The organism is Rathayibacter sp. SW19 (assembly GCF_030866825.1).
GTDB lineage: Bacteria > Actinomycetota > Actinomycetes > Actinomycetales > Microbacteriaceae > Rathayibacter_A > Rathayibacter_A soli.
In genome coordinates, this window is the sequence record NZ_CP133020.1 from 262,445 (window position 1) to 276,187 (window position 13,743).

A 13,743-nucleotide genomic window follows, 5' to 3' on the forward strand; every position below is an offset into this window, starting at 1 on the left:
GTGGTATTCCTTTCGTCAGGTCATCAGTCAGCGAGATGGCCAGGTCGTGTCGAGGATACGCGTGAGTTCCGCTGTGACCGCATCCGGCTGTTCTTCTGGGACATAGTGATCTGCGTCGTCGATGACGACCCACCGGGCTTGTGGGCGCGCGTCTTGCGCAGTCTGCCAGGCGGCCTCGCTGACAATCGCGCTGTCCACGCCGCGCAGGCAGGTCATCGGAACCGATACGTCGCGAAACTCCTGATCCCACGGTGTGCGCAGACCGGCAACGAGTTGCCGCATCGCGAAGGCGGGGGCCAACGGCACCCAATTGCTATCCTCCATCTGCCGGTAGCCCCATTTCGCCCGACGACTGACTGCCGCCGGTGGCATTCGAGGGTAGCGACCGTGAAGGTACTCCTCGATCGCGGCGATGTCGGTGAAACGTCGGTCGCCACCTGCGACTCGCGCATCCAATGCATCGAGCACAGTCGATTCCACGTATGGAGTGTAGTCGACGGCCATAACCGCCGAAACGCGCTGTGGATGCCTCGAGGCAGCGATCCATGCATTGCGGGCCCCCAGCGAATGACCGGCAACGATCGCGCGCTGGATCCCCAGCGCGTCCAGCACCGTGATCACGTCGGCGGCGAATGATGCGCCGTCGTATCCGACCTCGGGCTTGTCGCTTCGGCCGTGGCCGCGCTGATCGATCGAGATGACTGTGGCGCGAGACGCGAGCGCGTCGGCGATCGGCTCCCACACCGCGTGGTTGGCGGAGGTACCGTGCAAGAGAAGCACGGCCGGCCCTGCGCCGACCGTGCGGAATGCAAGATTGACCTCGGCGCCGCGTGTGCGGCGGAGGCCGCTCTCGTCCGCTGTGACGCCGATCATCAAACTGGAGTGGTTGTGGCGAGCGCCTTGCGAACAGCCACCAGTCCTCCGCCGATCGCTGCGCGGGTGGCGTCGACGTCGCCGGGGCCGTACTGGTACAGTCCTCCTCCAGACTTGAAGCCGAGCTTGTCCTCAGCGATCAGGTCGGTGATCACTTGGGGGGTGTCCGTGCTCGCGTCAAGTTCTTTGTTGAGGTAACTCGAGACGCTCTTGTAAATGTCGAGCCCCGCCATGTCGAGTAGTCGCATTGGGCCGACAACAGACAACTTGTAGCCGATGCCCCATTTGACGCAGGTGTCGAGCGCGTCCTGAGTGACGATGCCTGCCTGCAGCAGAGAGAGGCACTCGCGCATGATTGCATAGAGCACCCGGTTCTCAACGAAACCGGCGATCTCGTTCTCCAGCACCGGGTGGTAGCCGAACGCCTTCACGATCTCGAGCACACGCGTGGCCGTGCCCTGTTCGGTCTTCACGCCGGGGATGACCTCGATCATCGGAATCAGATGCGGTGGGTTCGACCAGTGCATCCCGATGAAACGGGCAGGATGCTTCAAGGACTCTGCCATTGTGGAGATCGGGATACCAGAGGTATTGGTGGCGATGATAACGTCGGGGGCAACGAGGTCCTCGATCTGTGCGTGAACGGTTTTTTTCAGTTCTGGTATTTCCGGCACCGCTTCTATGACGAACTCGGTACCGTCAAGCGCCTGCGTGATATCAGTGTGGAATGCCACAGAACCCCCGGCGGTACGGTCGCCGCCGATGCTTTCGAGCACAGTGGTGGCCACTGCGCATGCCTTTTCCGCACGCTCGAGCGCATCGGCGCTGATGTCGTAGACGCGCACCTGCACGCCGGCGTAGCTGAGTGTGGCCGCGATGCCGGGTCCCATCGTTCCCGATCCGACAACAGTGGCGGTTGTGGGAAGACTCATGATGTTGCTCTCTTTCTGTCGTGGGTACGAAACTCTTCTGGGTAAGAACCGTGGTGGGTAAGTCGAATCGTCAGACGGTCAGACCGATGCGATACCGAAACCTTGCATGGCTTCGACACGGTCCAGTTTGCGGTTGAAGTACATCCAGTAGTTGCGCTGTGCTTTCGGGGGGTAGATTCGCCTGAACTTTTCGATGCTTTCATCGTGGTCTGGAAGATCGAAGCTCGCGGCGCTGGCGATGAGGTCGAGTTGGAACTTCGCTGCCTTCTCGAGGAAGATCCCGGCCAGCGTGGCGCTGATCACGTCGCCCCCGACGAACGCAATGCCGTGGTGTGCAAGCAGGATCGCTTCGGCTGAGCCGAGCTGCTGCGCAACCGAGACGCCGAGGTCGACCGTCGTGATGATATGGCTGGTTTCGGTGAATCGCGGCACGCCGTCTTTCGCGAACCACACGCCGTGGTTGTTGTAAGGCCCGAGCGTGAGGTCGGTAGCGCCAAACACGGTGGAGTAGTGCGCGTGCGAGTGCCCGACTACGTTCACATCCGCACGCGCCCGCATGATTTCGGCGTGCAACGGCCACTCGATGTGGCGCAGCCCTTGGCCCTCCAGTACATTTCCGTCGAAGTCGATGAGGATGAAGTCGTCGCCGCCGACCTCCGATAGAGCGAGATTGCCACGCTTGAGCCAGAGCCCGCGACCGAACGGGTCACGGTAGGAAAGGTGGCCCATCGACATGTCGCCGTGGCCTTCCAGTTCAAGGATGCGATGTGCCCGAGCGACCTCGTACAGCGCGTTTCCGATCGACTCGTCCTGATGGTACTGACCTGGGGTGTAACTCATATCTACCTCTCCGTTGAACTAGGGATGGCGCCGGACTAACCGTGGCGCTGAGACAATCGACGCTGGCTCTTTGTTACTGTCGTGCGAGTGCCTCTTGCCGGGTGAGTCCGCCGACTCGGTGATGAATACGACCGCGCGAGGCGACTGCCACGCAAATCAGCAGTTCGTTCGGTCGCGGCGCATCCGGAACGGAAACGGTGAGTGCGTCGTAGTGAGAACGCACGTAAAGCTCGTCCTTGAAGGCGAGCGGGATGTCGATGCTGGTGCCGGCCGCCGCTGTCTTAGTGGCTGACGAGATCCACGCTGCTCCTCCACCGACCGCTTCGCGAAAAGCATTTCCGAACACCGTCGTCACACAGGCAACAACGTGGTCCTGCTCGCCCGCTGTCCCAGCGATTCCGCCCTTGCCGTAACTCTCGACAGGACGACCACCCAATAGTGCCGCCGCGCGCGAGCCGAGCGCGGCCCCCAGAGTCGCGCTGGGAGCGGTCAGAGGTGAAAGGTCCTCGACCCAGCGCCCGGCGAAGGGGTTCTCGATGATGACCCCGGCGGATGCCTTCAACAAGGGCTCTGCGTGCGTAGGCCCGCCCTCGTGGTTGATCTCCTGCACGAATCCGAACCATTCGCGTACGTGGTAGTACGGGTCGACTTCAGCTTCTGACACCGGATGCTCCTTTGTTCAGTTTGTCCGCAGTACAGCGTCGTGTCGATGTGGGTCGAGGGCGTCATAGAGGGCGGCTTCCACGTTCTCGCCGACGAACTGATTTCCTTTCGACATTGCGCGTGATTCTGCAAAGTACTGCGAACGTTCCTGGCAACGGTCGGTGTAAGGGCGTTCGAGGCGTTCCCACTCACTCAATGCATCGGGTATATCGCTCTGCGCCGCGTCGGACACTGCCTGGGCTAGCGTGTACGCGTTGACCATTGCGCAACCCGCACCCTGCGCGAGAGCGGGGCACATGGCGTGCGCGGAATCGCCGACAAGGGCAACGCGACCCCTTGTCCATTCGGCGACGCGCGTTGTTTGATAGCCGTAGTGCTTTCCCGTCTTGCCCGCAACCTCCTCAAGCACGGGAGTGAGCTGCGGATGGATCGACGTCCAGAGATCGAGGTCGATCGGCACGCGAGAGCCATCCTTGTCCGCCGCAGGCGCCATGAGCGCCAGGTACAGTTCGGAATCGTTCGCCGGTGTATAAAGGACGCGCAAAACGCGTGGTTCGAAGTTCCAAAAGTCGATTACGTTGTCCCACTCCGTGTCGGGCTCTATCGCTTGCAGCTCGGCCTTGTGGCGTGATACCAGAAAGCGGCTGATGCCGTCACCGGAGCGCTCGCGTTGGTACTCGATGCCGAGGGAGTTGCGCACGTTCGAACCCACGCCGTCCGCACCAATGATGAGGTCGGCACCAATGCTGGAGCCGTCGCCGAGTGTCAACTCCCCGAGTGCGGTGGCTGATTGCACCTCCGAGCTGGCCACTACGGTTGCGCCTGCCTTGCGGGCAGCATTCAGCAGTACGGAGTGGAGCAGCGGTCGCGTCATGGTCCGCCAACTGAAAGCCTCGAATGCTTCGTCTGACACGATCCGGTTCTGCATCCGAGTTTGATAGAAGGGAGGAGTCATGGAGCCGGTCATGAGTTCATCCGTTACGCCGAGCGCATCGAGCACTTTGAGACTGTTCTGAAAGAGGACGATCCCGGCACCCTCTTCGCGCAGCTTCTTGCCGCGCTCGTGCACTCGCACGGTCCAACCACGCTGGGCTAGGGCCACAGCCGCGGTGAGGCCAGCAAATCCCGCGCCGGAAATCTCCGCACGGCGTCCATTGGAAGTACTCATCCTGTGGTGTCCTTCGCTGTTTCGGCACATCGCTGGACTCAGCGTCTCATCACATGTTACAAACGCTTTCTCACATTACGCAATAGAAACATCATTCGAGAAGCGTCGAGTGGCGCGGGGTCAACGCGTTGCGCGGCCACGAGAGTGCGGCGCGGTCCTTTGCATCAGGTCGTATGGTCGCACGAGACCGACCCGTTGTCGTCATGCGCCGCGGTGTAGCACAACTACTGCCTGCGTGCTGGCGGGAGGCATCAGAACATCGCTTACGCACGTTCGATCACGCGTCCGTGCAACATCAAATTGACGAAGAAGCTGAGCATTCAAGCAGACCAGCCAAGGCCTCACATCGGCACGCGGTCATTCGCTCGCATTCGTGGAGCTTGCGTCTTTCAGGCGCCCTTCCTCGAGCAGTACCTGGTGTGCGGTTTTGAACGCCTCAAGGCCGGACGGGATGCCACAGTAGATCGTCGCTTGCAACAGGATTTCTTGTATTTCAGCAACGCTGACGCCGTTGTTGAGGGCGCCACGGACATGGAGCGCGAGTTCGCCTGGTTTGCCTGCTGCGGTCAGCATCGCGAGGTTCAGCATGCTTCGTGTCTTGCGGTCGAGCCCCTCTCGATTCCACGCATAATTCCAACACCATTCGGTTGTCAGTTTTTGAAAAACGGCCATGAATGCATCGGTGTTTGCCACCGAAGCGTCAACATATGCGGCCCCGAGCACTTCTCGTCTTGTTTTCAGTCCTGCAACGAAATCCGGTCCGCTGAACAGTTCTTGAACGATTGCGTCATCGTTGTTCACCATTGGCTTGTTCCAATCGTCGTTGTGGTGACTCCTGTCGACAGCTGGAACACACTGCCCGGGTTGGCCACCGGTTGTAATACGATCGCACATAAAAGCGGGTGGCTGCGGAGTAGGCGAAGTGGGCGAGCACGTTCGTCGGGTCCGTTCGCGATGTCAGGGGTTCGCCGCAGGCCTAGTTGAAAACCCGTCGCGCTTCTGTTTCGAGGCCTCACACTTGAGTCTGGGCGAGCACAGCAACCGTGACGCGTTGCCGGCGCACAGGTTGACGCGGTAATTTCGAGCAGATGCGTATTCGTTCCCTTTTCGCGACCGGCCTTGCCGTCGTCGTGGTCGGGGTTCTGGTCGGGATCGGTGCCGCGTTGCTATCCACCGCGGGAGCAGACCGACACCCGAACGCCCCGTCGCCGGATGCCGCCTCGACGGCGCAACCGAGCGCATCCGCATCGAAGACGGCACAGCCGAACGCGACCAGCAGCGCAAAACCCGCGACGCCCACCCCGACGCCGGAGTTCGCCGACTACGTCGCAATCGGCGACTCCTACGCTGCCGGAATGGGCGGAGGTAACGAGACCGGGCGTTGCCGACGCAGTCCGCAAAGTTATCCGAAGGTGCTGGCGCAGACCGAAGACATCCGTCTCACGCGGACCGCGGCGTGCAGCGGCGCCACGACGGCCGACGTGCAACGCGATCAGCTGGATGCGTTGAGCACCGAAGACGATCTGGTCACACTGACGATCGGCGGCAACGATCTTGACGTCGCAGGCTTGGCTAATACGTGCGCGAAGGGCGTCACGCGGTCATGTCAGGCGGACTTCCAGGAATCACTGACCCTGCTGAATGTGCTGCCCGATCGACTCGCTGCCACCTACGCCAAGGTGGTGCAGGCGGCGCCGCATGCCCGAATTGTGATCACCGGGTATCCATTGCTGTTCGTGATCCCGCCGACCGACAACCCCGAGTTCTCCACATTTGCCGTCGTCAATGCGGCGACCGCATCCATGAATCAACAGATTAGGGATGCCGTCGGCAAACTCAAGAAGAACGGCGCCAATGTTGCGTACGCGCCCATCAGTTTTGCGGGGCACGAATTCGGCACCAAAGAGCCATGGATCACGACTTCGGGGCCGGATATCTTCCACCCCAACGCCGCCGGCTATCGCGCAATGGCGAAGGCGATCGAGCGAGTGCTCGACTAGTTTCTAATCGAAGAGATATTCGAACTTATGTCCATAAAATGAGGTAATCTACTAGCATTTATGTACGAATCATGGCATAATCATAGCTATGGATGACCTTCTCGAAGTCGCAGCAGATGCGCCCGCGGTTGCCTTGTTCCGCGTGGCAGCCGATGCAGTGCGAGCGGCCATGGCAGAAGCGAATCCGGCGCGGCTCTCCGACAATGAATTGCTGACGACAATGGATGCGATCGAGGAGGCGGGTCGGCTGATCGATGCGGCGCGCATCGCAACTGCAGGCGAGGCGGCAGACCGCTCTCGTCCGATACTGGGTCATGACGGTTTGGCGTGGCGCACAGGCTGTCGCAACGGAAACGACTTGGTCACTCGCGTCACACGTGTTTCCGGCCGCGAGGCCGTAAGGCGAATCAAGCTCGGCGCTGCGGTTGCAGACCAGGTCGACATCGTCAGCGTTCGTCCCGCGCGATTCCCGGTAGTAGCCGACGCGCTTGCGCGCGGAATGTTAGGCGCCGATGCAGCAGACTTCATTGTCACCGGCCTCGACTCGTTGCCTCCGTTCTGCACTCCGACAGAGGTGGCTGTCGCGGAGCGCGCTTTGGTCGCAAGCGCGACGGGTGCCATTACAGACGAAACTGCCGGATTACCCGGAGCCGGGCTCGCGTTCGCCGCGGACCTCATCCGTGGTCAGGTGGAAATGTGGAAGGCTCGCCTGAATCCCGATGGCGCTGCGCCAAGCGACGAAGCAATCGAGCCACGAAGCAGTCTTGGATTCGGCCGACTGAAAGATGGGGTGTACCCCTTCCGTGGCGGTGCCACGCCTGAGTTCCGCGGTGTCATGGATACGCTGTTCGACACCTACCTGTCTGCGCATTCGTCGACGAAATTTCCGAGCGCGCAAGAGCAGGCCCGGATGGAATCCGGAGAAATTGTGCCCGGCGCGGGGGACGCCGATGGTGGAGTTCCTGATGGTCGGATTCCCGGCGACACTCGGACGACCGATCAGAAGCGGGCGGACATCCTTCGCTGCATCCTCGACGGCGCAGGTCGCGACGCCAGCACACCGAAAATGGGTGGAGCTGCCCCGCAGGTTATGGTTCACGTCAACGCGGTGGATCTCGTCAATGACGACGGGGTGGGCTGGGTCGAAGGCGTCGAAGCCCCGGTATCGATGAAGACGGTCGAACGACTGATCTGCGCAGGCGGGATGCAGACCATCGTCCTCGGCGGTGACGGCGAAATTCTGCACCTCGGTGACAAGGAGCGCTTCTTCACTGCGGCGCAGCGCCGAGCGATCGGCGCCCGAGATGAGACCTGCATTATTCCCGGCTGCAACATTCCGGCCCGGTGGGCTGAGATTCATCATGTGATTCCCTGGCAGAGTCACGGTGCCACCGATGTGGATAATGGCGTACTTTTGTGCTGGTATCACCATCACACCATTGAGACTTCAGGCTGGCTTATCCGAATGGTCAAGGGTATGCCAGAAGTGAAGGCACCTCCATGGATGCGCGGAAGCGGCCAGTGGGTACGCGCGGGCGCACATCGCGCCAGCAAGTCCAGGCGAAGCGCCCTCGGCCGGACGTGACGTCGGCCGGTCTTGCTACATAACCAAGTCGCGGCCCCTACCGTGACGCGAAGTCGTCGTGCCTGAGAGGCGAACGCGACGCGGTCGCGCTCAGTCCCGTTGCGCGGCGCAGTCGCGTCCGTAGGGCGAGCTCAACAACGAGCCGAGACGCATCCTAAAATGGCGGAATGACCTATCTGCCTGCCGATGATCGCTACAACACGATGCCCTACCGCCGCACCGGGCGCAGCGGCTTGAAATTGCCTGCTGTCTCACTGGGGCTGTGGCAGAACTTCGGCGACGACAAGCCGATGGAAACACAACAGGCCATTCTGCGCCGCGCGTTCGATCTCGGTGTGACGCACTTCGATTTGGCCAACAACTACGGACCGCCCTACGGCAGCGCCGAGCAGAACTTCGGCGTACACCTGCGGCGCGACTTCGCGCCGCACCGCGACGAGCTGATCATCTCGTCAAAGGCCGGTTACGACATGTGGCCAGGCCCATACGGCGAATGGGGCTCCCGCAAATACATGCTGGCCAGCCTCGACCAGTCGCTGAAGCGCATGGGCCTTGACTATGTCGACATCTTCTACTCGCACCGTGCCGATCCGGAGACTCCGCTGGAGGAGACCATGGGGGCGCTGCATACCGCCGTCACCAGCGGCCGAGCGCTGTACGCAGGCATCTCGTCGTATTCGCCCGAGCGCACACGGCGTGCCGCCGAAATCCTGGCCGACCTGGGCACACCGCTGCTGATCCACCAGCCCTCCTACTCGATGTTCAACCGCTGGATCGAAGATGGCCTGCTTGACACCCTGACGGAACTTGGCGTCGGCTGCATCCCGTTCTCACCACTCGCCCAGGGCCTGCTGACGGATCGCTACCTCGGCGGCGTGCCCGGCGATTCCCGGGTCGCACGCGAAGGGTCCGCGCACCGGTCGATGCTGAGCGAAGACACGCTGGTGCGCATCCGGAGTCTGACCGAAATCGCGGCAAGCCGCGGGCAAACGCTGGCACAACTTGCCATCGCATGGACGCTGCGCAACAGTTCCGTCACCTCAGCGTTGATCGGAGCGTCATCGGTGGCGCAACTCGAGGCCAACGTCGCTGCGATTGACAATCTGACCATCACCGATGCCGAACTCACCGCCATCGACGAATACGCGACGGATGCCGACATCAACCTGTGGGCGCCCTCGAGCGCGGTGCTCTAGGCGCGCCCGCGCGCCTGTGGCGGCGCCTCAGTTCGCGATGAGCTCCACGCTCACCGGCGTCGCATTGGCAAACAGGTCGAGAACGGGGCAGTGGGCGTCGACGGCGCGGTGCAGGTCCTCGTAGCGCGCGGCGTCCTCAGGTCCCGTCACGTTGATCTTCAGACGCACGGCAGAAAAGCCGGGGCGTACGGACTCGTCGATCCCGAACAGCCCTTCGACATTGAGGTCGCCCTCCGCCGTTGCCGAGATCGAGTCGACGCGGATGCCGAGGTTCTGCGCATACAGCCGGTACACCACGATCTGGCAGGAGATGAGGGCGCCCAGCGCGAACTCGACCGGGCTCGCCGCCACATCATCGCCTGCGAGTGCGCCCGGTTCGTCGACGACGAACGTGTGGCGGCCGGCCGCGATGACCGACGCAACGGAACCCTCGCCCTGGCCGGCAACCGTATAAGTCAACTGTGCACTCGCCGGATTGGTCGTGATTCGCTGCCCCCAGGCGGCACCGGCCTCCGTGAGCCGGCCGGCGCGCTCGACTGCCGTCACATTGGGGATCTCCGTGGCAATTGTTGTGGGTGATGACATGGTGGATACCTTTCAGCGCGGCCGGATGCTTGGCAAGAATGTGCGATAGCGGATGGGTCCCAGACTAGAAACGCATTTCGCGTCTGCCAATCTGCCGGGTCACGCGCCGTAACAAAGTCCGACGGCCTGGCAACATCCCGCGATCGGGCAGAGTCCAGGGGTCGGGCAACGGCCGCCGGCCGGGCAACCGGCAAGGCGCGCGGTCAGGTTTCGAGCAGCCCGCGAATGTCGTCGGCTGTCAGCGATGTACTGAATACGGCATCGTCATCGAGCACCGCGTCGAACAGTCGCGACTTCTGCTCCTTGAGGGCCATGACTTTCTCCTCGATGGTGCCGGAGGACACCATCCGGTAGACCATCACATTCTTGCGCTGTCCGATGCGGTGCGTGCGGTCCACGGCCTGCGCCTCGGTCGCCGGGTTCCACCACGGGTCGAGCAGAAAGACGTAGTCCGCTTCTGTGAGATTCAAGCCGAATCCGCCGGCCTTCAAGCTGATCAGGAACACCGGGGCGCTGCCGTCTTTGAACCCATTGATGACGGATGCGCGTCGCCGCGTCGACCCATCCAGGTACGCGTACTCGATTCCTCGCGCCTCAAGCCGTTCCTTGGCCTTGTGCAGGAATGAGGTGAACTGGCTGAAGATCAGGGCCCGGTGGCCTTCGGCGAGGACGTCCTCGAGTTGCTCGAACAGGGCATCCAGTTTGCTGGATGGCACCGCCGCATATTGTTCGTCGACGAGCGATGCGTCGAGGGCGAGCATCCGCAACAGGGTGAGCGAGCGGAAGACGATGAAGCGGTTGCGATCGAGATCCTCGATCAGCCCTAGCAGCTTTTGCCGCTCGCGCTGTAGGAAGGTGTCGTAGAGCTTGCGGTGTTTCGGCGCCAACTCGATCTGCAGCACTTGCTCTTGCTTGGCGGGCAGTTCGGGCGCCACCAACTCCTTCGTACGGCGCATCATCAGTGGGCGGATGCGTCGCCGCAGCCTCGCGAGCAGCACTGCGCTGTCGCCGCGACTGTTCTCGTGCTGCAGCGGGCGCACGTATTGTTCGGTGAAGCGCCGTAGCGACGGGAACAGTCCGGGTGCGGTGATCGCCAGCAGTGACCACAGTTCCATGAGATTGTTCTCGAGCGGCGTGCCGGTCACTGCGAGCTTGAAGGGCGCGTTCAAGTCGCGGGCGCACTGGGCGGCCTTCGCCGCGTGATTCTTGACGAACTGGGCCTCGTCGAGGATGAGGCCGGCCCAGTCCTGCGCCTGATACAGCTCGAAATCAAGTCTGAAGAGGGTGTATGAGGTGATCACGACATCGGCGCCGGCCCAGGTCTGCGCGAGCGGGGTGCCCGCCTTCTTTTGGGTCTTCGTGATGGCCGTGACGGCCAGGTCGGGGGTGAAGCGGGCGGCCTCGGTCACCCAGTTGGATACGACCGAGGTGGGGGCGACGACCAGGAACGGCGCCCTGCCGGTGGTCGAGTAAGGAGCGCTAGCGACTGTATCGAGACCGGGAGAGTCGATTTCCGGGGGTCTCGATACGCGTGCTCGTCCCTCGCGCGCTACTCGACCAGCGGGTGGTGTGAGCTGGTCTCGACTAGCGTGCGCGACTGAATGCGCAATCAGCGCCAGGGTCTGCACGGTCTTGCCGAGGCCCATATCGTCAGCGAGGATGCCGCCGAGCCTATGCCGCCAGAGGAATACAAGCCATTCGTAGCCGCTGACTTGGTACGGGCGCAGGGCCGCGCACAAGCCGTCGGGCAGCGGTGTATTCTGCGCGGGTGCGGCATCCGCGTCGGCGAGTGCCAATAATCCGCCTACGGCGGCCCGCCAGGCAACGGCAGGCTCTGATTCGTCGGCGAGGTCTTCGAAGTCGGCCCAAAGGCTCGCCTGGTAGCGGTTGATTCTCGGCCCGGTCTCCCACTCGTCAAGATCGCCGGCTTCTGCGATCAGTTCGCGCAAGCGGTCGAACACGGGCTGTCTGAGTGACAAGTACGAATTGTCGATCAGCTTCAACTTCGCCTTGCCCTGCACCAGCGCGGTGAACAGCGGACCGAACGGAATGCTCCGTCCGTCGAGTTGCACGAGCACTCCGAGATCGAACCAGTCGCGCTGGTCCGTTTCGACGGTCGAAACAGTCAGTGATGGCGTGCCGGTCAACTCGCGATAGTCGGGTTGTTCGCCGACGACGTCGACACGAACGCCCTGCAGCGCACGTATAACCGGTAAGGCATGTACCGTGAATTCCGCCGCATCGATCTCGAGCAGCGTGACCGTTGTGGATGCCGGTGCGTGCGTCAACACGATCGTCACGTTGTCTGACAGCGCGGCATCGCCGCCGATCCCGGCCAGGTAGTCGGCCAGCGCCGTGGCCGTGCCGGTGCGAACGAGCTCTTCTGTCTTGGCGTCACGCGTTCCGGTCTCCGCCGAATCCGCTTCGAGCGGCCTGCGCAGGATGTGTTCCCCGAATCGGTACTCCCAATCCCAGTCGAGTCGAAGCAGTTGATTCGGTTCGTAGCGTGCGGTGAGCACGAGAATGGGTGGCGCAATTTCCGGGAAGACGACGGAGGCATCCGTACTGGTCATTGAGATCGTCTGATGCAGCAGCGGAAAGAAATCGCCGAAGAACTCGGCGACGTCGTCGGCCGGGATCGTAAGTGGGTCGGCAGCGAGCATCCTGCGCTGTTCGGCAGTCAAGGGTTCGGCAGTCGGCGCGAGTGTGATCGTCGGTGCGCGCGTGCCGGAACTGCCCGTGCTCCACTCCACTGCGTAGAGACCGTGATCGCCGATCGAGCCGACCGCGCGTGGATCGACTGGCCGATCGCTGAACCGCACGATGGGCGTGAGGGTGAGTCTCCCGCTCGCGTCGGATGCAGCTGCGCCAGACGATGCAGCTGCGCCAGTCGATGCAGCTGCGCCAGACGATGCAGCTGCGCCAGACGATGCAGTTGCGCCAGTCGATGCAGCTGCGCCAGTCGACGCATCCAAGCTCACCGTGGCGGTCGCCGCGACGCTGACCGTGCCGTCGTTTTTCGAGCTGACCAGAGCGATTCCAAGATTTGCCGCCTGGTCGAGAAGGTTCCAGAGCAGGGGACTGGTGTAGTCGTTGAGGATGATCCTCTCCGGGTCCTGACCCAGATAGACGCCGTGCACGGCCCTGCTCACTGCGGAGAACTGACCGAACCAGCGCACCTGCCGCTCGTCGAGATTCAAGCGATTGATCTGGTAGTGCAGGGAGCCCCAGCCGACGTTCGAGGTCACCCACCGCCCGCGGCTACTTCGCACGACTGGCCGGACGGCGATGAGCACATTTTCTGTTGCGCCCGCGGGCGCGGCCACGGTGATGGTCGACGTGCGCTGCCAACGTCCGCGCGACTGGCGCGCCGTTTCGCGCAATTCGAACTGCAGCGCCAGCGGTGCCGGCGGTCGCGACTCTCCGCCGAATGCTTCCCCCGTGCCAAAGCGATCTGCCCACGGCCCGGAGCCGTTTCGCGCGGGTGAGTGCGGCCCACCGTCAGCCGGCAACCCGAGAGCCACCTTCCATGCCGCTTGGGGCGTGGCCGGGGCGGCCGGGGCGGCCTTCGGAATGCGTGCGCGGACTGCTTCCACGTTCCCGGCCAGAAGAGTCGCTGCGACATGCTTGCAGTCCTGGCGCACCGGGCAGCTGCATATTCCCAGCGTCGGGCGCCAATACCCAGGGCTGCCTGGCGCAAGCTGGATGCTGCACTGATACGGCTGCGCATCCGTTCCCTGCACCCGAGAGGTCAACCGCGCAGTGCCCTCATCCCAGCCGAGGTCGAACACAGAACTGCCTCGCGCATAGGGCCGGGCGCGCTCGAACGCGCCGGGTCCGACGAGGCTGCGGATGTCGGCGACATCAACCAGCGGGGCGAGAGCGGTCGGCATTCCTCCAT

General features: G+C 62.7%; 11 protein-coding genes. 3 read left to right on the forward strand and 8 right to left on the reverse strand.

Translation table 11 applies throughout. The features are described from left to right. Positions 1-27 precede the first annotated feature (27 nt). From QU604_RS01270 to QU604_RS01295, 6 genes are all read right to left on the reverse strand, one after another. Positions 28-873, reverse strand: a complete 846-nt coding sequence (locus tag QU604_RS01270) for an alpha/beta fold hydrolase (protein WP_308466985.1) — start codon at positions 871-873, stop codon at positions 28-30. Continuing rightward, a complete protein-coding gene (locus QU604_RS01275; RefSeq protein ID WP_308466986.1) occupies positions 873-1,805 on the reverse strand; it encodes a 3-hydroxyacyl-CoA dehydrogenase NAD-binding domain-containing protein in 933 nt (310 codons plus the stop codon). Before QU604_RS01275 ends, QU604_RS01270 begins: the two co-directional genes overlap by 1 nt. A 78-nt stretch (positions 1,806-1,883) precedes the next feature. Continuing rightward, the gene (locus tag QU604_RS01280; protein WP_308466987.1) at positions 1,884-2,645 is read right to left on the reverse strand and encodes a class II aldolase/adducin family protein; all 762 of its coding nucleotides are present in this window, start codon (positions 2,643-2,645) and stop codon (positions 1,884-1,886) included. A gap of 73 nt (positions 2,646-2,718) precedes the next feature. Next, on the reverse strand, positions 2,719-3,309 hold the full coding sequence (locus QU604_RS01285) for an amino acid synthesis family protein (protein ID WP_308466988.1): 591 nt from the start codon (positions 3,307-3,309) through the stop codon (positions 2,719-2,721). A 15-nt stretch (positions 3,310-3,324) separates the two neighbouring features. After that, positions 3,325-4,476, reverse strand: coding sequence for an FAD-dependent oxidoreductase (locus tag QU604_RS01290; RefSeq protein WP_308466989.1), 1,152 nt, complete (start codon positions 4,474-4,476; stop codon positions 3,325-3,327). Between the two features lie 357 nt (positions 4,477-4,833). Continuing rightward, on the reverse strand, positions 4,834-5,280 hold the full coding sequence (locus tag QU604_RS01295) for a carboxymuconolactone decarboxylase family protein (RefSeq protein WP_308466990.1): 447 nt from the start codon (positions 5,278-5,280) through the stop codon (positions 4,834-4,836). Positions 5,281-5,564: 284 nt separating this feature from the next. Here QU604_RS01295 and QU604_RS01300 point away from each other — a divergent pair, with 284 nt between their 5' ends. From QU604_RS01300 to mgrA, 3 genes are all read left to right on the forward strand, one after another. Further along, on the forward strand, positions 5,565-6,476 hold the full coding sequence (locus QU604_RS01300) for an SGNH/GDSL hydrolase family protein (RefSeq protein WP_308466991.1): 912 nt from the start codon (positions 5,565-5,567) through the stop codon (positions 6,474-6,476). An 88-nt stretch (positions 6,477-6,564) separates the two neighbouring features. Next, complete coding sequence (locus tag QU604_RS01305) at positions 6,565-8,061, forward strand: HNH endonuclease signature motif containing protein (protein WP_308466992.1); 1,497 nt, start codon at positions 6,565-6,567, stop codon at positions 8,059-8,061. Between the two features lie 167 nt (positions 8,062-8,228). After that, positions 8,229-9,257, forward strand: coding sequence for an L-glyceraldehyde 3-phosphate reductase (gene mgrA, locus QU604_RS01310; RefSeq protein WP_308466993.1), 1,029 nt, complete (start codon positions 8,229-8,231; stop codon positions 9,255-9,257). 27 nt (positions 9,258-9,284) lie between these two features. Here the strand turns inward: mgrA and QU604_RS01315 are convergent, their stop codons facing one another. Continuing rightward, complete coding sequence (locus QU604_RS01315) at positions 9,285-9,842, reverse strand: OsmC family protein (protein WP_308466994.1); 558 nt, start codon at positions 9,840-9,842, stop codon at positions 9,285-9,287. 203 nt (positions 9,843-10,045) lie between these two features. Then, a complete protein-coding gene (locus QU604_RS01320; RefSeq protein ID WP_308466995.1) occupies positions 10,046-13,735 on the reverse strand; it encodes a DEAD/DEAH box helicase in 3,690 nt (1,229 codons plus the stop codon). Positions 13,736-13,743: the final 8 nt, after the last annotated feature.

Bases quoted from the DNA above. Each gene is read 5' to 3' on its own strand.
- QU604_RS01270 (WP_308466985.1), bottom strand. From the start codon at position 873: ATGATCGGCGTCACAGCGGACGAGAGCGGCCTCCGCCGCACACGCGGC.
- QU604_RS01275 (WP_308466986.1), bottom strand. From the start codon at position 1,805: ATGAGTCTTCCCACAACCGCCACTGTTGTCGGATCGGGAACGATGGGA.
- QU604_RS01280 (WP_308466987.1), bottom strand. From the start codon at position 2,645: ATGAGTTACACCCCAGGTCAGTACCATCAGGACGAGTCGATCGGAAAC.
- QU604_RS01290 (WP_308466989.1), bottom strand. From the start codon at position 4,476: ATGAGTACTTCCAATGGACGCCGTGCGGAGATTTCCGGCGCGGGATTT.
- QU604_RS01295 (WP_308466990.1), bottom strand. From the start codon at position 5,280: ATGGTGAACAACGATGACGCAATCGTTCAAGAACTGTTCAGCGGACCG.
- QU604_RS01300 (WP_308466991.1), top strand. From the start codon at position 5,565: ATGCGTATTCGTTCCCTTTTCGCGACCGGCCTTGCCGTCGTCGTGGTC.
- QU604_RS01305 (WP_308466992.1), top strand. From the start codon at position 6,565: ATGGATGACCTTCTCGAAGTCGCAGCAGATGCGCCCGCGGTTGCCTTG.
- mgrA (WP_308466993.1), top strand. From the start codon at position 8,229: ATGACCTATCTGCCTGCCGATGATCGCTACAACACGATGCCCTACCGC.
- QU604_RS01315 (WP_308466994.1), bottom strand. From the start codon at position 9,842: ATGTCATCACCCACAACAATTGCCACGGAGATCCCCAATGTGACGGCA.
- QU604_RS01320 (WP_308466995.1), bottom strand. From the start codon at position 13,735: ATGCCGACCGCTCTCGCCCCGCTGGTTGATGTCGCCGACATCCGCAGC.